The organism is Nocardia sp. NPDC050718, from assembly GCF_040654235.1.
In the GTDB taxonomy this organism is placed as follows: domain Bacteria; phylum Actinomycetota; class Actinomycetes; order Mycobacteriales; family Mycobacteriaceae; genus Nocardia.
The window spans coordinates 1,080,820-1,097,500 of record NZ_JBFAHQ010000001.1; the positions used below are offsets into that span (position 1 = coordinate 1,080,820).

Below are 16,681 nucleotides of genomic sequence, written 5' to 3' on the forward strand. Positions count from 1 at the left end.
TGGGCGCAACGCCTGATACAGTGTCACAGCGCGGTTCGCCAGAGCCGCACGGGGCTATAGCGCAGTTGGTAGCGCGTCTCGTTCGCATCGAGAAGGTCAGGGGTTCGATTCCCCTTAGCTCCACAACGAAGGGCCCGGTCGGCAGACCGGGCCCTTCTGCTTTTCCGGGGGGCGAACCGGTAACCCGGGCTTTGCCGGGCCGGTGTCAGTCCACGGATGGCGCGGTCGTGGTGGTGTCCGGTGGGGCGAGGATCCCGCGGAGCAGCAGGTCGGTGAGGCCCGACGTCAGCGCGTCGGTGTCCTCGACATCGCGGACCGACAGGGCGAAGATCGCCGCTCCGACGATGACGTCGATGACGATGTCCACGTCAAGGCCGTCGCGGACCTCGTGCCGCTGGGCGGCCGCCTCGATCCGGTCGGCCAGGGCGGCGCGGAATCCCGCCAGCTGGCCGCTGATCAGGGAATCGTGCAGCGCCGCGTCCGTGCGCACCTCGTTCATCAGGCCGGGCGCGGCTTCGCGCGCCGCCGGGTCGGCGAAGACCGTGACCGCGCCGCCGATCAGTCGACCGAGCTCGGTGGCGAGGTCGTCGGCCGGGTCCAGCTCGGGAAGGACCGCCGGGTAGATGGTGTCGTTGACGATGTGCGCCTTGGACGGCCAGCGACGGTAGATGGTCGGCCTGCCGACGTCGGCGCGTTTGGCGATGGCGTCGATGCTCGTACCGCTGTAACCCCGTTCGACGAGCAGGGCGCGGGTCGCGTCCAGCACCGCGGTGTCCACGGCGGCATCGCGTTTGGAGCCGAGGCGATGTCCCTCGGTACGTCGTGTGGTCACCGATACCCCTTGCGCTCGACTGTGGTTGCCGTTACATTGTGTCACGACCCCGTCGTTACAGTCTGTAACGGCAAATGTGGGGTGCCCGGCACGGGCCTTCGCCGTGCCGCCGAAAGGATTCTCATGACACATCGCGCTCATTCCCTGGCTCGCGTCGCGTGCGCCGCCGTCCTCGCCGGGGCGGTGCTGCTCGGCGGCGGACTCGCCGTGGCCGAGCCGTCCGCTCCGGGTCTCGGCAGCGGATCATCCAGCGGCTCAGGCAGTTTCGGTGACCCGGTCGGGTCCGATGCGCCCCGGTTGACCTCGGTGGACAATTTCCGCGATGTCGCGGGCACCGGTTCCGGATACGTGGGCGCGCAGGGGCGCAGGGTCAATCAGGGCGTCTTCTACCGGTCCAATGTCGTCGACCCGAACGACGTCGACCTGGCGACGCTGCAGACGGTGGGTGTGCGGATGGTCTACGACCTGCGTGGCCCCGCCGAGGTCGCGCAGGCGCCCGATCGGCTGCCCGCCGGTGCCGGCTATCGCAACATCCCGATTCTCGGCGGCAATATCGCGGACGAGGCGGCCGGGGTGCGCACGCCCGACGAAGCCCGTGCGCTCGCGCAGCGCGTGTATCGGACGTTCGTGACCGGTGCCGCCGAACGCGCGGCGATCGGGCAGCTGCTCGGCGAACTCGCGACGACCGACGGCCGTCAGCTCTTCCACTGCGAGATGGGCAAGGACCGCACCGGGTGGGTGGCCGCCACGCTGCTCGGGCTGGCGGGAGTGTCGCGGGAGACGATCATGTCGGACTTCCTGCTCTCCAACGAGTACGCCGCGGCGTCGATCAAGGCGCGCCGGGACGCGATCGTGGCCGAATACGGCGAGGCGGCCGCCGCGATCTTCGACCCGATCTTCGGCGTCGAAGCGAGCTTCCTGGAAGCCGGGCTGGCGCAGCTGGACCAGTCCTACGGCTCGGTCGAGAACTACCTCACCGACGGCCTCGGGCTCAGCGACGAGACCGTGGCCGCCCTGCGCGCCGACCTGATCGGCTGAGCTCGCGCTGCCGAGCGTCACCGCATCGATTCCGTTCGATTCCACCGGCGCGGTGCCCCCATCGTCACCGGCGCCGGCGCCAACCATCCCGAGAAGAGGTCTCCAACGATGTTGACTCCCCAGGACGAGCTGCTCTGCCATCAGCTGCCGACGACCTTCGACCACGTCCTGCAGAGCGATCTGCGCTGGACCGAGCGGGTCGTCATGTACGGATTCGACACCACCGGATCGGTGAGTGTCATGACCGGAATGGCGCGCTACCCCAACCGCAATGTCGCCGACGCGTACGCCATGATCACCGTCGGCAACAAGACCGCGCACGTGGTGCGGATGTCGCGCGAAATCGGGGACCGCTACGACGGTTTGGGTGCCTGGCAGGTCGGGCCCTACCGCTACGAGGTGATCGAGCCGCTGCGCAAGGTCCGTGCGACCCTCGGCGCCAACGACTCCGGCGTGGCGTTGCAGCTGGACTTCGAGGGCGAATTCCCCGCCTATGAGCAGGAACCCGCGTTCTTCCGGACCCGGGGCCGGATCCGCGAGGACGCCCGCCGCTACTACCAGAACGGCCGCATAACCGGCTGGCTGGAAGCCGACGGCAAACGCTACGAGATCGATCCGGAGACGTGGTGGTTCGGCCGCGACCACTCCTGGGGCACCCGCCACGGTGGCGGAGGTGGCAGCCTGGGCGAGGGCGAGCACCTACAGCCCGGCGAGGTTCCCGACGGTGTCCTCTACTACATGGGCATCTTCCAGTTCGAGGACGAGCTGGTCCATTTCGCCCAGCGCGAGACGGCCGACGGGCAACGCTGGCACTTCGAAGGAAACGTGCTGCCGAAACTGGGCTCCGGCAAGCCGATCGTGCCGGTCGTCGACGCCGGTCACGCGCTGACGTTCCGGGACGACTTCCGCATCGTCAGCGGCGGCAGTTTCACGGTGCGCAGCGCCGATGAGCGGCATCGGGAATTCACCATCACGCCGGTGTCGGACTTCTGGCCCGGCATCGCCGGCTACGACACCTATCGTGGCTACGCCTCGGGGATGTGGCGCGGGGAGTCCTGGAGCGACCACTTCGTCGCTGATCTCACCGATGTCGATGACCTGAAGCAGGCCAGCATGCTCAGCGAGACGTTCTGCCGCATCGAATCCGCGGGCCGGGTGGGCTACGGCCTGGTGGAGATGGTCTTCCTCGGCCGCAACGCGCGCTACGGGTTCCCGGGGTACCGGCCGTGAGCGCGGCCCGGCTGCCCGCCGAGCAGCTCGGCACCGCGCTCGAACCGATGGTGCGCCGGCACCTCTCGATCCGCGACAGCGCGCGTATCCGCGACTTCGCCCGCACCACACGGGGATTCGCCACCGAGACCTATCTGTTCGAGGTGGAGCGGGAAACCGGGGCGCTGCCGCTGGTCCTGCGGCGCCCGCCGGAGGTCTCGCTGTTCCCCGACTACGACCTGTTGCGGCAGGTGCTGGTCATGCAGCGGCTGGCGGCGACGGACATCCCGGTGCCGACCGTGCAGTGGGTCGATCGCGCCGAGAACTCCCTTGGCAGCCCCTATTTCGTCATGAGCAGGCTGGACGGCGAAGCGCCGAGCGACTTCCCGTCCTATCACGTGGCGGGCAACTACTTCGAGGCGACGCCGGAGCAGCGGGCCCGGATGTGGTGGGGGTGTGTGGATACCATCGTGGCGATCCATCGCCTGGATTGGCGGGCGCTGCGCCTGGACTTCCTCGCGCTGCCCCGGCACGGCGGCGGGCCGATCGAGCAGGTGGTCAACTACCTGGACGCGGCGCTGGTCTGGGCGTGTGGCGGCGCGGTGCCCGATATCTACCGCCGCGCGGTGTCGTACCTGCGCGAACACGCGTACGAGCCGGAGCGGGTCGTGCTCTGCTGGGGCGACGCGCGGATGTCGAACATCCTCTACGACAGCGAATTCCAGGTCACCGGCGTGCTCGACTGGGAGATCGCCTACCTGGGCGACCAGGAGGCGGATCTGGCGTGGTTGCTGTTCCTGGACTGGGCCAGTAGCGAATTCGAGGGCATCGCGCCCCTGCCCGGTACGCCGACCCGGGCGGAGACGATCGCGTACTACGAGCGGCGTACCGGGAGGGCGGTGCGCAATCTGCGCTACCACGAGATCCTCGCCGCCGTCCTGCTCTCGGTGCCGCTGCTGCGGATGGCCCACCGGGTGCGGCTGCCGCCGGAGATGGACATCACCGGCTTCTGCACCGCCAGAATCGAGCAGCTGCTGCCGTGAGCCGGCCGCCGTCGTCCTGGTCGGCGCGGCGCGGATTCTACGTACGGGGTGCCCCGCGAACATGCCCATAAAAATATGGTTTGCACCGATGTTCGTGGGGTACTTCGTTTTTTGTCGGTCCGCTGAATGGTTACCGACGCGTATCCGAATGACTCGTTCTGCGTTCCGGCACATCGAATGACTCGCGTTACACATTTGTTCACCTGGAATTTATTACCCAGGTCACAATTTCGCGGTAGCCTCACCCTGCCCATTTACAGCGATCCGCTATGGCTGTGCTGTGTATTTGCGGAGCCTGGTAGCAAGTATTAACGTTCTCCGAAACTGGATAATCCGAGCAGGACCGCGAGCGCTCGCGCTCATCAAGTTCGCTGCCGGGGAGGAATCGGTTCATCAGCGAACAGATGTGGCGCCACCAGTCGGGAGGGGGCGCCGAATGCGTCTGTGGGAGTACCAGGGGTAATTCATGACAGCGGTCGTCGCGGTTCGCGCCGAGCCGGAAATTCCGAATACCGACCCGTCGTTCGCTTTTCGCGGCGTCGCGCTGATCGCGACGATCACCGCGATAGCGCTGACCGTGACGGCGGGACGCTACGAGTTCTTCGGTGACGAGCTCTACTTCCTGTCGGCGGGCAGGCGGCTCGACTACACCTACGCCGATCAGGGCGTGGTGGTGCCGCTGTTCGCCTGGATCGCGGATGTGCTCGCGCCGGGATCGACGACGGCGCTGCGCTTTCCCGCGGTGGTGATGGGCGTCGGCGCGGTCGTCGTGTCGGCGCTGATCGCCTACGAACTGCGCGGCAGTCACCGGGCGCAGCTGCTCGCCGCGGGCACCTACGCGACGTCGTACCTGGTGGCGACCCAGGTCATCCTGAGCACCTTCTCCTTCGACGCCACCTTCACCGCGGTGATCACCTGGCTGTTCATCCGCTGGGTGCGCACCCGCCAGGACCGGCTGCTCGTCGTCGCGGGCCTGGTCGCCGCGCTGGACATGCAGGTGAAGTGGATGATTCCGCTGGTCTGGGCGTGTCTGGGCCTGGCCGTGGTGCTGTGTGGTCCGCGGGAGATCCTGCGCCGCCCCGCGCTGTGGGTGGCCACCGGCATCCTCGCCGCCTCGCTGATCCCGATCCTGATCTGGCAGTCCCAGCACAATTGGCCGCAGCTGGCCATGGGCTCGATCATCGGCGCAGAGCAGGACGCGACCGGCTACGGTCCGCCCGGTTTCTTTCCGCAGTGGGTCGGCTTGGCCGGCGCGCTCGGCGCGTTGTTGCTCGCGTTCGGCTTTTGGGCAGTGTACAAACAGGAATCGCTGCGCCCGTATCGGTTCATCGCGGTCGCCTTGGTGATCATGACCACATTCGTGGTCGTCACGCACGGCCGGCCGTATTACCCGACGGGATTCTTTCCCGCGATGTTCGCCCTCGGCGCCGTCGGCCTCTGGCAGTTCGACCGTAAACGCTGGATGAACCTGGCATTGATTCCGATCGCCGGAATCTCGGTGCTGACATTCATCGCCATGATCACCGTCACACCGTTGCCCGCGAGTTGGCGCATGCAGGCCGAGGACGCCATCGATCTCGGCTTCCGATCGGCGTTCTGGGGCACCACCAATTGGTCGGAAATGGTGGCCGCGGTCGGTGCCGGTTACCACACGCTGACGCCCGAGGAAAAGGCGAACTCCGCCGTCGTCGTGCAGGGGTACTGGCAGGCGGGCGCCGTCGAGCAATTCGGCGGGCAACACGGTCTGCCCGCCACCTACAGCCCGAGCCGGGGTTTCGGTTTCTTCGGGCCGCCGCCGGACTCGGCGACCTCGGTGATCTACCTCGGGCTCGACACCGCCGAGGCCGACCTGCGCGCCCGGTTCACCGAGGTGGAGCGGGTCACGCAGCTCGACGATCCGATGGGCATCCCCGGCATCGACCGCATGGTCGCGGTCTGGCGCTGCACGGGACCGAAGCAGCCGTGGTCGGTCATGTGGGACGACATGACCACCCTGTACTTCGATCTCGGGCTCTGGCGCGACCCCAAGGCCACCACCCGCCCGACGCGCTGAGCCACCCGGCTCAGAACAGGCCGCGCAGGGCCAGGAAGCGCAGGCCACCCGCCGTCGCCATGACGGCGAGCACGGCGCCCGCCTGGGCGAACTGACCGAGGCCGGGCGCCAGCGCGTCCAGCCCGGCCAGGGCGGCGGTGCTGGTCAGCAGGCCGATCAGGGCCAGGCCGCCGCCCTCCCACTGCGCGGTGAACCAGCCGACCCGGCCCGCCGCCCGGAAGGTGAGCTGACGGTGCAGCTCGTTCGCGATCGCCGTGCTCACCAGCGACCCCGTGACATTGGCGGCCAGCGGGCCGAGCCCGGCGCAGGCCACGAACAGCGCGACGTAGGCGATATTGCTGGCGCCGCCGACCAGCGCGAAGCGGATCAGCTGCGCGAGCGGGTGATCGGCGCGCAGGAACCGCCGCACGCGGCCGGACAGGTCCATGCGCGGCAGCACGACGAGGGCGGGACGCAGGGGCGGGGCGGCGAAGGCGGTGCTGTTCACGAGAACCACCGTCGCCGCCTGCGCTGACGCCGACCTGACGCCGGACTGACATGCCACTGGCACGGCCGCCGCCGATGGCGTCAGCGGGGATGTCAGGGCGGTGTCAGCCCGGTATCAGCTGCACCGGCGACGGTGATCGTCATGAACAACACAGCGATCGCGGCCTCCGGGCTGCGCAAGGCATACGGGGACAAGACCGTCCTCGACGGCATCGACCTCCGGGTCGACGCGGGCACGATCTTCGCCCTGCTCGGCCCCAACGGCGCGGGCAAGACCACCACGGTCAACGTGCTGACCACCCTGCTGACCGCCGACGGCGGCACCGCCAGGGTGGCAGGCCACGACCTCGCGACCGAGACCAAGGCCGTCCGCAAGGCGATCGGCGTCACCGGCCAGTTCGCGGCCGTGGACGACCTGCTGACCGGCGCGGAGAACCTGAAACTCATGGCCGACCTGCACCGCCTGCGCGGTCCGGCGGGCAAGCGGGTGATCGCCGGGCTGCTCGAACGCTTCGACCTGGTCGAAGCGGCGGGCAAGCCGGCCGCGAGCTACTCCGGTGGCATGCGCCGGAAGCTGGACCTGGCGATGACCCTGGTGACCAAGCCCGAGATCGTCTTCCTCGACGAGCCGACCACCGGACTCGACCCGCGCAGCAGGCGCACCATGTGGGAGATCGTGCGCGAGCTGACCGCCGATGGCGTGACGATCTTCCTCACCACCCAGTACCTCGAGGAAGCCGACCAGCTGGCCGACCGGATCGCCGTACTGGACCAGGGCCGCATCGTGGCCGAGGGCACCGCCGAGGAGCTCAAGCGCCGCATCCCGGGCAGCCACGTCCGGCTGCGCTTCGCCGACGCCACCGAACTGGCCACGGCCGCGCGGATCCTGCCCGGCGCCACCCCCGACCAGGACGCGCTGACCCTGAACGTCCCCGGCGACGGTGACTCGAAATCCCTGCGGGCCCTGCTGGATCGGCTCGCCGCCCACGCCCTGGAGGCCGAGCAGGTCTCCCTGCACACCCCTGACCTCGACGACGTCTTTCTCGCCCTGACCGGGCACCCCACCACGGAGGCCGAAGCCCGATGAGCACCACCACCGCACCCAGCACCCTGTCCGCCGCGCTGTTCGATTCGTCGGTCATGTTGCGCCGCAACTTCACCCACATCACCCGCTCGCCCGTCACCATCTTCAACGCGGCCCTGATGCCGGTGGTGATGATGCTGATCTTCGTCTACGTCTTCGGTGACGCCTTCGATGTCGGCGAGAACTACATCGACTACGCGGTGCCCGGCATGCTCATGCTGGCCATCAGCTACGGCCTGTCCGGCACCGCGGTGTCGGTGAGCTCCGATATGACCACCGGTGTCATCAACCGGTTCAAGGTCATGGACGTCTCCCGGGGCGCCGTACTGACCGGCCACGTCGCGGCGAGCATGCTGACCAATGTGGTCGCCATCGCCTCCGTGCTCGGTGTCGGGTTCGCCCTGGGCTTCCGCTCGCCGGCGACCGCGGCGCAGTGGCTCGGCGCGCTCGGGGTGCTGCTGGCCACCGCCTTCGCCGCGGCCTGGCTCACCGTCGCCCTCGGCATGGCCGCCAAAACCCCGGAGGCCGCGGGCATGTCGGTGGTGCCGCTGATCATGCTGCCCTTCGTGAGCAGCGCGATCGTGCCCGCCGACAAGATGGGCCAGGGCGTCCGGCAGTTCGCCCAGTACCAGCCGTTCACTCCGATCATCGAGTCGGTGCGCGGCTTCCTGACCGGCCACCCCTCGGCGGGCCACACCTGGGCGGCACTGGCCTGGTGCGCGGGTTTCGCGGTCGTCGGCTACCTGTGGTCGCGGGCGACCTTCACCAAGCGGGCGTGACCGGTCTCGGCGCGGCCCGGCTCAGCTCCTCATCGCCTCGGTGACCATGTGGTCACCGAGGCGATGTCGGCTGTGGTCACCGGGTGAGGGTGAGCGCGACCAGGGCCGGTCGGTCGGCTTCCGCGCCTTCGCGCATCGCCTCGGTGAAGGCCGTGTCGCCGAGGCGATCTCGGGCGATCCGCTCGATCCTGGCCACGTCGGGATGGGAGTGATCGGGTAGTCCGCGCGCCGCGGTGCCGGCCGCGAGCAGCCGCGTGGCCTGTTCGTACTGGTCGGTGCGCACCGCGAGGTCGGCGATCCCGACGAGGACGTAGGCCAGCAGGGGCGCGTGGCCCGCCGCCGTCGCCGAACGGAACGCGGCGTCGCAGTGATTCGCGGCCTCGGTGAGGTCGTCGGCGAGGTAGCCGAGCGAGATCTCCACCATCGCACCGACATTCGGCTGTTCGGCGTCGGCGCCGAGCAGGGTCCGCGCGCGGACGATCTGCCCGTGCGCGAGGGCGGGGTCGCCACTCCAGCGGGCCAGTTCCGCACGCGCCAGGGCAACTTCGGCCAGCGCGGTGGGCCAGCCGTTGAGATCGGCGCAGCGTTGCGCCTCGGCGAGCGCGCCCGCGCTGGCGTCCGGATCGCCGAGCAGCCAGTGCAGCTGCGCTTGGCGCGCCCGCATCGCGACCACGTCCTCGATCGCGCCGACCTCGGTCACCACCGCCACGGCCTCGTCGAGAAGGACGACGGCGTCGGCGAATTCGCCGCGCATCGCGGTCCGGTTGGCCAGCTCGGTGAGGGCGAACGACATGCCCCAGCGTTCGCCGAGCGCGCGGAATTCGGTGAGCGCCTGCGCGAGATACTCGTCCGGCTCCGGTCCGCTGTGCCCGAGTACGGTGCGCAGCTTGCCCAGCTGGAGCCGGGCGAGTGCGCGCGCCCACGGATCATCGTCGCCGAGGACCGATTCGAAGGCGGGCAGGTATTCGTCCGGGCCGCCCAGCATGCGCTCCAGCGCGGCGGTGAACCGCAGCGCCGGATGGCTGCCGATCGCATCGCGGCCGAATCGGTGCGCCTTGCGGATCCATTCCGCGACCTGCTGTTCGTCGTTGCGGCCCGAGGTGACGAAATGCACGACCAGCCCGTACACCAGCGCCCTGGTCTCGTCGTCGACCTCGCCGGGCAGTTCGGCGGCCGCGATGACCAGCTCGGTGCCCTCGCCCTTGTGCCCGCCCAGCCACCAGTACCAGCCCGCGGCCCCGGCCAGCCGCATCGCCGCCGCGGCGTCCGCGCTCGCGAGCGCGCCGCGCATCGCCAGGGCGAGGTTGTCGTGCTCGGCCCCGAGGACGGTCAGCCAGGTCAGCTGCTCGGCGCGGCGCAGGTGCGGCTCGGCGGTTGCGGCCAGCCCGGTGAAGTAGTCCAGGTGCGCTCGCCGGGCCTGCTCCGCGTCGTCGGCTTCGACCAGCCGGTCGGCGGCGTACTGCTTGATCGTCTCCAGCATGCGGTAGCGCGGGGCCGGGTCCTCGGTGACGACCAGCAGCGACTTTTCTGTCAGCGCGGTGAGCAGGTCGAGCACCTCCCACTGCTCGACGGTGTCGCCGGCGCAGACCTGTTCGGCCGCTTCCAGGCTCGCGCCACCGGCGAACACCGCGAGCCGGGACAGCACCCGGCGTTCGGCGTCGCTGAGCAGTTCCCAGCTCCAGTCGACCACCGCGCGCAGGGTCCGGTGCTGCGCGATCGCGGTCCGGCTGCCGCCGGTCAGCAGGCGGAACCGGTCGTCGAGGCGGTGGGCGAGCTGGTCGAGGGACATGGTGCGCAGGCGGGCCGCGGCCAGCTCGATCGCCAGCGGGATGCCGTCGAGCGCCCGGCAGACCCGCGCCATGGTGGCCCAGGTGTCCGGATCGGTGCCGAGGTCGGTGCGCACCGCGCTCGCCCGGTCGCGCAGCAGGGCGACGGCGGGGGAGGACTCGATCTCGCGCGGATCGGCCACCGCGCCGGGCAACGTCAGCGGCCGCACCTGCCACAGCGCCTCGCCGGTGATGCCGAGCGGTTCCCGGCTCGTCGCCAGGATGCGCAGCCGGGTGCACTCGCCGAGGATCCGATGGGCGAAGGTCGCGGCCGCCTCGATCACGTGCTCGCAGTTGTCCAGGATCAGCAGGGTCTCGCGGTCGCGGATCGCGGCGACGAGCCGGTCCATCGGTTCGGCGTTCGGCGAGCTGCCGAGCAGCGCGTCGCGGAGGCCGAGCGCGGCCAGGGCCGATTGCGCCAGGTCGCCGTTGGCGTCGGCGGCGGCCAGTTCCACCAGCCAGGCGCCGTCGGGCAGGTCGCCGAGCATGGTTCGCGCGGTCTCCACGGCCAGCCGGGTCTTGCCCGAGCCGCCGGGGCCGGTGAGGGTGGTGAGCCGGTGCTCGGCGATGAGTTCGCGGACCACGGCGATATCGGCGTCCTTGCCGACGAAGGTGGTCAGTTCCGCGCGCAGGTTGGTCGTGCGTTCCTGCGGCCGCGCGCCGACCTCGCCGCGCAGCAGCGCGACGTGCAGCGCCGACAGCTCCGGTGACGGGTCGACGCCCAGTTCGTCGGCCAGAGCGGTCCGGGCGCGCTGGTACACGATCAGCGCCTCGGGCGCCCGGCCCGCCGCGCCGAGGGCGCGCATCAGCGCCGCGACCAGTCGCTCCCGCACCGGATGCCTGGCCACGAGCTCGGTCAGCTCGGCGACCAGGTCGGCGCCGTCGCCCAGCTGGATCTGCGCCTCGTAGCGGTCCTCCAGGGCGGCCAGGTACAGCCCGTCGAAGCGGGTGATCACCGCGTCGACGGCCGCGCTGTCGCCGAGGTCGCGCATCGGGTCGCCGCGCCACAGATCGGTGGCCTCGCTCAGCAGCCGGGCCCGGTGCGCGTCGTCGCCGCCGCGCGCGCGGTCGACGAGCTGCTCGAACCGGATCGCGTCGACGGCGTCGGGCGCCACCGTCAGCCGGTAGCCGCCGGCCTGCACGTCGATGGCGCCGTCGGGCAGCACCCGGCGCAGACGGGAGACCAGCGCCTGCAGGGCGTTCGCCGCGTCGGCGGGCGGCTGCTCGCCCCAGATCCAGTCGACCAGGCGCTCTTTCGACACCGCGCGGCCGGGTTCCAGGGCCAGCGCGACGAGCAGCGCCCGCAGCCGGGCGCCCGGTACCGCTATCGATCCACCGTCCTTCGTCCGGATCTCCAGCGGCCCCAATATCCCGATCTGCACCCGGCCCATTGTGCCTCGCGCGTCAACTGGTCGCCGGTCCGGATACGCGTCAGCGGGGGCGTCAGGTCGGTGTCAGGTCGGTGTCAGGCGGGCTCGCGACAGTAGTCCCATCAACGACGCGGCCCCCACCGGGAGCCCCGATCTCCAGGAGATTCGCATGTACACCTTCCAGACCCCGCAGCCGATCGCCGTCACCGTCGACGTCCTGTCCGCGAGCGTCACCGTCGTCGCCGCCGATCGCGGCGACGCCGTCGTCGAGATCCGGCCCGCCGACGCGGCCAAGAAGGCCGACGTGCGCGCCGCCGAGCAGACCCGGGTCGAGTGCGCCGACGGCGTTCTCACGGTGACGACGCCGAAGAACTGGCGCACCTACACCCCCTTCGGCGGCAACCCCTCGATCGAGGTGACCATCGAGGTCCCCACCGGCTCCCGGTTCACCGGCACCGCCGGGGTGGGCCGCCTGCTCGGCGCGGGCGAACTCGGCGAGTGCGACCTGACGGTGTCCCTCGGTGACATCGTCGTCGAGCGTCCGCTGGGCTCGGTCACCGCGAAGACCGCCAAGGGCGATATCCGCATCGGCGAGGCCACCCGCGGCGAGTTCCGGCTGGAGACCTCGGTGGGCGAGGTCGAGGTGGGCGTGCGTCCCGGCAGCGCGGTGCGGCTGGAGACCGCGGCGACGGTCGGCAGCGTGCGCAACCTGCTGGCGCCGGTCGCGCCGTCGGGCGACACCGTCACGGTGTCCGCGCGGAACGCGCTGGGCAACATCGTCATCCGGCACACCGCCGCCGTCTGAGCCCGGCCGTGCTGGAACTGCGGGTCGACCGGGAGCGCTGCATCGGCGCGGGCATGTGCGCGCTGACCGCTCCCGACGTCTTCGACCAGGACCCCGACGACGGTCGCGTTCTCGCGCATGCCACCACCCGCGCGGCCGAGTGGGAGCAGGCCGTTCACGAGGCCGTCCTGCTGTGCCCGTCGGGAGCGATCACCTTCGTCTCCCGTGAATCCTCCTCTCCGACAAGGAAAGACAATGAGTGACACCATTCCCGTCCCGCACGGCCTGCCCCTGGACCGTGACGCCGGCCCCTTCGATCCGCCCCGCGCGATCACCCGGCTGCGCGCGGCCCGGCCGGTCAGCCCGCTGATCTTCCCGGACGGGCACGAAGGCTGGCTGGTCACCGGGTACGAGGCGGTGCGCAGGCTGCTGGCCGACACCCGGTTCAGCTCCCGCCAGGACCTCGGCATCGTGCACGTGCCCTACGAGACCCCCGGCATGCCGGTCGCGACCGAGCCGTCCCCGCAGATCCCCGGCCTGTTCGTCGCGATGGACCCGCCGGACCACACCCGGCTGCGCCGCAAGCTCACCGGCGCCTTCACGGTCAAGCGGATGAAGCAGCTCGAAGAGCACATCGTCGAGATCACCGAGCGGCAGCTGGACGAGATGGCGCGGCTGACCCCGCCCGTCGACCTGGTCCAGGCCTTCGCGCTGCCGGTGCCCTCGCTGGTGATCTGCGAATTGCTCGGCGTCCCTTACGAAGACCGGGCCGACTTCCAGGCCAACTCCGCCCAGTTCCTGGTCAAGGACCAGACGCTGGAGGAGAAGATGGCCGCGTTCGGCGCGATGAACATGTACCTGGCCGAACTGGTGCAGCGCAAGCGGGCCGAGCCCGGCGACGACATCCTGTCCGACCTGGCCCGCCACGACGACCTGAGCATCGAGGAGCTGACCGGGATCGCCTTCCTGCTGCTGCTCGCCGGGCACGAGACCACCGCGAACATGCTGGCGCTCGGCACTTTCGCGCTGCTCGAGCACCCCGAGCAGCTGGCCCTGCTGCACGCGGACCCGGAGCTGGTTCCCGATGCCGTCGAGGAGTTGCTGCGCTACCTGTCGGTCGCCGACATCTTCTATCGCTACGCCACCGAGGACATCGAACTGTGCGGCGAGACGATTCCCGCCGGGTCCACCGTCGTCGTCTCGCTGCTGGCCGCCAACCGCGACCCGCTGCGCTTCGACGATCCCGATACCCTCGACGTCCACCGGAAAGCGCGGGGCCACACGAGCTTCGGCCACGGCATCCACCAGTGCCTCGGCCAGCAGCTGGCCCGCATCGAGATGCGCGCCGGTTTCGCCGGCCTGCTGCGCCGCTTTCCGACCCTCGCGCTCGCCGTGCCCGCCGGGGAGGTGCGGCTGCGCACCGACATGAACATCTACGGCGTGCACGCCCTGCCGGTCAGCTGGACCGATCGCTAGCGGTGCGTGGCGGCCTGGGCGCGCAGCAGGGGCTGGGTGGAGCAGCGGAAGGCGCCGCCGAACAGGCGCGAGACCGAGAAATCGATGTACTCGACGATGACGCCGCGCTCCTTCAGCGCGTCACCGACCCGGGCGAACTCCGGGTCGGTGATGTAGGTGTCGGCGTCGATGGGCAGGCCGTTGGTGGCCATGGCGGCGGCCTCGTCCTCGTCGACCTCGATCATGTCCCAGCCGCGCAGCGGGGCGGGCAGGCCGTCGGGCAGCCGGTCGGGGCAGGCGATCAGCAGGCCCTGCCGGACCAGCCCGAGCGCGCAGTCCAGGTGCAGGACGTGCGCGGGCAGCCGGACCAGGGTGACGGTGAAACCGAAGGGCTCCAGGTACTTCGCGAGCCAGCGGTAGCCCAGCTCGTTGGTGGCCATCCCCGAGCAGCCGACGAAGACCTGATCGCCGAGGACCAGCACATCGCCGCCCTCGAGAAACGGCCCCGGCCCGGCCTGCCCCGGCGCGACGATCTCCGGCTGCGGCAGCGAGACATAGCGCGCGGTGGACGGCAGCACCCGGTCCAGCAGCAGCTCCCGGCTCGGGAGCACCTCCGCCCTGCGGTGCGGGAACTGCAGCACACCCTCGATGACGTGGTCGCCGACGGTGAACCACGGGTCGCGGACGAAGAAGTTGGCGTAGCCGGCCGGTCCGGTCGCCGCCTTCTCGGCATCGGTGAACAGGCGCGGGCGCAGCACTTCGACGCCGTATCTGCGCAAGACCGCGGTCAGCTCGGCGCGCTCGGCCTCCCAGGCCCGCTGCTTGTCCGGGTAGACCTCGCCGAAGTCCTTGCCCCACACCGCGTCCAGGATCTCCACCGCACCGGGTTCCACCGGCAGCGTGTGCCCGAAGACCGCGGCGTCGGCCGGTGCCCGGAACTCGCTGCGGGACACCACCACCGTGCGCAGCGGAGCGAACTCACTGTCCACGCGTACCCGCGATGCGTCGGCGACCATGGGAGCGAACCTAACCCGCCCGCGGCGCCGGATCGTGGCACGCAACGCCGGGCCGACCGAAGAAAGCCCCCGGCCGCGCGCGGCGACCGGGGGCTTGCTACCAGCGATGACTCAGTTCTTGACCAGCTGCGGCGTCTCCGGCTCGTCGGCGACCTCGGGCGTGTGGGCGCCGTGCGGGTCACCCGCCGAGCGGTTCGGCAGCAGGACCGCCATGGCGATCACGATCAGCGCAAGGCCCGCCGAGACCGCGAAGGCCAGGCGCATGCCGTCCAGGCTCGCGGTGACCGGGTCGGTGCCCTCGGCGATGAGCGAGGTGCTGCGGGCCGACATGATCGTCACCACCAGCGCGGTACCGAAGGCCGCGGCCACCTGCTGCAGGGTGCCCAGCATGGAGCTGCCGTGCGAGTACAGGTGCATCGGCAGCGCGCCCAGACCCAGCGTGAACACCGGGGTGAAGGCGGCGGCCAGCGAGATCATCAGCAGGATGTGCAGGGCGAGCAGCTGCCAGTACGGCATGGTCAGCGAGATCTGGGTGAAGCCCGCCAGCGAGACGGCGATGCCGATCGAGCCGGGGATCACCAGCAGGCGCCCGCCGAACTTGTCGAACAGTCGGCCGACCGTCGGGCCGAGCAGACCCATGGCCAGACCACCCGGCATCACCAGCAGACCGGTCTCCAGCGGGCTCAGGTGCCGCAGGTTCTGCAGGTACAGCGGCAGCAGGATCATCGAGCCCATCATCGCCAGGAACGCGATGGCCATCAGCACCAGCGCCTTGGCGTAGGTGCCCGACAGCAGCACCCGCAGGTCGAGCAGCGGGGTGCCGGTGCGCTGCAACCGGATCTGACGCCAGGCGAACGTGGCGATCAGCAGCGCGCCGCCCGCGACGATCAGCGCCGGGGTGGCGTAGTTGCCGCTGTGGAACTTGCTCAGGCCGAACACCAGGCCGCCGAAGCCGAGCGCGGCCAGCAGCACGCTGGGGATGTCGAGCACACCGGGCTGCGGTTCGCCGACGTTCTCGAGCTGCCGCAGACCCAGCCAGGTGACCACACCGGCGATCGGCAGCATCACCACGAACAGCAGCCGCCACGAGTCGATCGCGGGGACGTCGATCTGCAGGATCAGCCCGGAGATGACCGGGCCCATCGCGGGCGCGACCGAGATGGCGAGGGTGACGTTGCCCATCACCCGGCCGCGATCCTGCTCGGCCACCACGGTCATCAGGGTGGTCATCAGCAGCGGCATCATCACCGCGGTGCCGCCGGCCTGGATGATCCGGCCGATCAGCAGGACCGTGAAGGTGGGCGCGAGCGCCGAGAGCACGGTGCCCGCGATGAAGACGCCCATCGCGATCGCGTAGGCCTGGCGGGTGGTGACCCGCTGCAGGAACCAGCCGGTGGTGGGGATGATCGCGGCCATCGTCAGCATGAAGGCGGTGGAGACCCACTGCGCGGCCACCTCGGTGACGTGCAGATCGCTCATCAGCCGCGGGATGGCGTTGATCATGATGGTCTCGTTGAGGATCACCACGAAGGTCGCGAGCACCAGCACCCGGATGACGGTCGGCGTCCCGCCTTTCGTCGTCGGCGGGGTTAGTTCGGCGGGCATCGGGGTACCTCCAGGAGCGGGATCGGCTGGGCGTGCGGTGCCCCGATGCCGGGTCGGCTGTGTCCCGGCACCACGTGAGAGAAGACGGAGTCCGTCGGTCC

At 70.2% G+C, this 16,681-nt stretch carries 14 protein-coding genes and 1 tRNA gene; 10 read left to right on the forward strand and 5 right to left on the reverse strand.

Going from position 1 to position 16,681, the window contains the following annotated elements:
• Positions 1 to 50 precede the first annotated feature (50 nt).
• A tRNA-Ala gene (locus tag AB0H54_RS04985) sits at positions 51 to 123 on the forward strand.
• Between the two features lie 82 nt (positions 124 to 205).
• Here the strand turns inward: AB0H54_RS04985 and AB0H54_RS04990 are convergent.
• Positions 206 to 832, reverse strand: coding sequence for a TetR/AcrR family transcriptional regulator (locus tag AB0H54_RS04990; protein WP_357342801.1), 627 nt, complete (start codon positions 830 to 832; stop codon positions 206 to 208).
• Positions 833 to 955: 123 nt separating this feature from the next.
• Between AB0H54_RS04990 and AB0H54_RS04995 the strand changes: the two genes are divergently transcribed.
• From AB0H54_RS04995 to AB0H54_RS05010, 4 genes are all read left to right on the forward strand, one after another.
• A complete protein-coding gene (locus AB0H54_RS04995; protein ID WP_357342802.1) occupies positions 956 to 1,870 on the forward strand; it encodes a tyrosine-protein phosphatase in 915 nt (304 codons plus the stop codon).
• Between the two features lie 108 nt (positions 1,871 to 1,978).
• Entirely contained in the window at positions 1,979 to 3,100 is a 1,122-nt protein-coding gene (locus tag AB0H54_RS05000; protein ID WP_357342804.1) for a hypothetical protein, read from the forward strand.
• Positions 3,097 to 4,122 carry a phosphotransferase family protein gene (locus AB0H54_RS05005; protein ID WP_357342806.1) on the forward strand — a complete coding sequence of 342 codons (1,026 nt, stop codon included), beginning with the start codon at positions 3,097 to 3,099 and terminating at the stop codon, positions 4,120 to 4,122. Before AB0H54_RS05000 ends, AB0H54_RS05005 begins: the two co-directional genes overlap by 4 nt.
• 466 nt (positions 4,123 to 4,588) lie before the next feature.
• Entirely contained in the window at positions 4,589 to 6,175 is a 1,587-nt protein-coding gene (locus tag AB0H54_RS05010) for a glycosyltransferase family 39 protein (RefSeq protein ID WP_357342808.1), read from the forward strand.
• 10 nt (positions 6,176 to 6,185) lie between these two features.
• On the opposite strand, the gene AB0H54_RS05015 is transcribed toward AB0H54_RS05010, so the two are convergent.
• The gene (locus AB0H54_RS05015) at positions 6,186 to 6,602 is read right to left on the reverse strand and encodes a GtrA family protein (protein WP_357344201.1); all 417 of its coding nucleotides are present in this window, start codon (positions 6,600 to 6,602) and stop codon (positions 6,186 to 6,188) included.
• 201 nt (positions 6,603 to 6,803) lie between these two features.
• On the opposite strand from AB0H54_RS05015, the gene AB0H54_RS05020 reads away from it, so the two are divergent.
• Together AB0H54_RS05020 and AB0H54_RS05025 are read left to right on the forward strand one after the other, a co-directional pair.
• Positions 6,804 to 7,748 carry an ATP-binding cassette domain-containing protein gene (locus tag AB0H54_RS05020; protein ID WP_357342810.1) on the forward strand — a complete coding sequence of 315 codons (945 nt, stop codon included), beginning with the start codon at positions 6,804 to 6,806 and terminating at the stop codon, positions 7,746 to 7,748.
• Entirely contained in the window at positions 7,745 to 8,524 is a 780-nt protein-coding gene (locus tag AB0H54_RS05025) for an ABC transporter permease (protein WP_355273443.1), read from the forward strand. Before AB0H54_RS05020 ends, AB0H54_RS05025 begins: the two co-directional genes overlap by 4 nt.
• A gap of 76 nt (positions 8,525 to 8,600) precedes the next feature.
• Here AB0H54_RS05025 and AB0H54_RS05030 read toward each other — a convergent pair whose 3' ends face one another.
• Positions 8,601 to 11,741, reverse strand: a complete 3,141-nt coding sequence (locus tag AB0H54_RS05030; protein ID WP_357342813.1) for a BTAD domain-containing putative transcriptional regulator — start codon at positions 11,739 to 11,741, stop codon at positions 8,601 to 8,603.
• Positions 11,742 to 11,889: 148 nt separating this feature from the next.
• Here AB0H54_RS05030 and AB0H54_RS05035 point away from each other — a divergent pair, with 148 nt between their 5' ends.
• The 3 genes from AB0H54_RS05035 to AB0H54_RS05045 are packed head-to-tail and all read left to right on the forward strand — an operon-like array spanning position 11,890 to position 13,980.
• Positions 11,890 to 12,525 (forward strand): DUF4097 family beta strand repeat-containing protein, encoded by a 636-nt coding sequence (locus tag AB0H54_RS05035; RefSeq protein ID WP_357342815.1) that lies wholly within the window; start codon positions 11,890 to 11,892, stop codon positions 12,523 to 12,525.
• Positions 12,526 to 12,533: 8 nt separating this feature from the next.
• Positions 12,534 to 12,767: a ferredoxin gene (locus AB0H54_RS05040; RefSeq protein WP_357342817.1), complete on the forward strand. Its 234-nt coding sequence runs from the start codon at positions 12,534 to 12,536 to the stop codon at positions 12,765 to 12,767.
• Positions 12,760 to 13,980 carry a cytochrome P450 gene (locus AB0H54_RS05045; protein ID WP_357342819.1) on the forward strand — a complete coding sequence of 407 codons (1,221 nt, stop codon included), beginning with the start codon at positions 12,760 to 12,762 and terminating at the stop codon, positions 13,978 to 13,980. Before AB0H54_RS05040 ends, AB0H54_RS05045 begins: the two co-directional genes overlap by 8 nt.
• On the opposite strand, the gene AB0H54_RS05050 is transcribed toward AB0H54_RS05045, so the two are convergent.
• Together AB0H54_RS05050 and AB0H54_RS05055 are read right to left on the reverse strand one after the other, a co-directional pair.
• Complete coding sequence (locus tag AB0H54_RS05050; protein WP_357342821.1) at positions 13,977 to 14,975, reverse strand: amidinotransferase; 999 nt, start codon at positions 14,973 to 14,975, stop codon at positions 13,977 to 13,979. The two genes, AB0H54_RS05045 and AB0H54_RS05050, sit on opposite strands and share 4 nt — an antisense overlap.
• Before the next feature lie 111 nt (positions 14,976 to 15,086).
• A complete protein-coding gene (locus AB0H54_RS05055) occupies positions 15,087 to 16,580 on the reverse strand; it encodes an MDR family MFS transporter (RefSeq protein WP_357342823.1) in 1,494 nt (497 codons plus the stop codon).
• Positions 16,581 to 16,681: the final 101 nt, after the last annotated feature.

What these genes read in the sequence shown, in the direction of transcription:
- AB0H54_RS05035 (WP_357342815.1), top strand. Translation starts at nt 11,890, where the DNA reads ATGTACACCTTCCAGACCCCGCAGCCGATCGCCGTCACCGTCGACGTC.
- AB0H54_RS05055 (WP_357342823.1), bottom strand. Translation starts at nt 16,580, where the DNA reads ATGCCCGCCGAACTAACCCCGCCGACGACGAAAGGCGGGACGCCGACC.
- AB0H54_RS04995 (WP_357342802.1), top strand. Translation starts at nt 956, where the DNA reads ATGACACATCGCGCTCATTCCCTGGCTCGCGTCGCGTGCGCCGCCGTC.
- AB0H54_RS05010 (WP_357342808.1), top strand. Translation starts at nt 4,589, where the DNA reads ATGACAGCGGTCGTCGCGGTTCGCGCCGAGCCGGAAATTCCGAATACC.
- AB0H54_RS05050 (WP_357342821.1), bottom strand. Translation starts at nt 14,975, where the DNA reads ATGGTCGCCGACGCATCGCGGGTACGCGTGGACAGTGAGTTCGCTCCG.
- AB0H54_RS05000 (WP_357342804.1), top strand. Translation starts at nt 1,979, where the DNA reads ATGTTGACTCCCCAGGACGAGCTGCTCTGCCATCAGCTGCCGACGACC.
- AB0H54_RS05025 (WP_355273443.1), top strand. Translation starts at nt 7,745, where the DNA reads ATGAGCACCACCACCGCACCCAGCACCCTGTCCGCCGCGCTGTTCGAT.
- AB0H54_RS05015 (WP_357344201.1), bottom strand. Translation starts at nt 6,602, where the DNA reads ATGGACCTGTCCGGCCGCGTGCGGCGGTTCCTGCGCGCCGATCACCCG.
- AB0H54_RS05020 (WP_357342810.1), top strand. Translation starts at nt 6,804, where the DNA reads ATGAACAACACAGCGATCGCGGCCTCCGGGCTGCGCAAGGCATACGGG.
- AB0H54_RS05030 (WP_357342813.1), bottom strand. Translation starts at nt 11,741, where the DNA reads ATGGGCCGGGTGCAGATCGGGATATTGGGGCCGCTGGAGATCCGGACG.
- AB0H54_RS05045 (WP_357342819.1), top strand. Translation starts at nt 12,760, where the DNA reads ATGAGTGACACCATTCCCGTCCCGCACGGCCTGCCCCTGGACCGTGAC.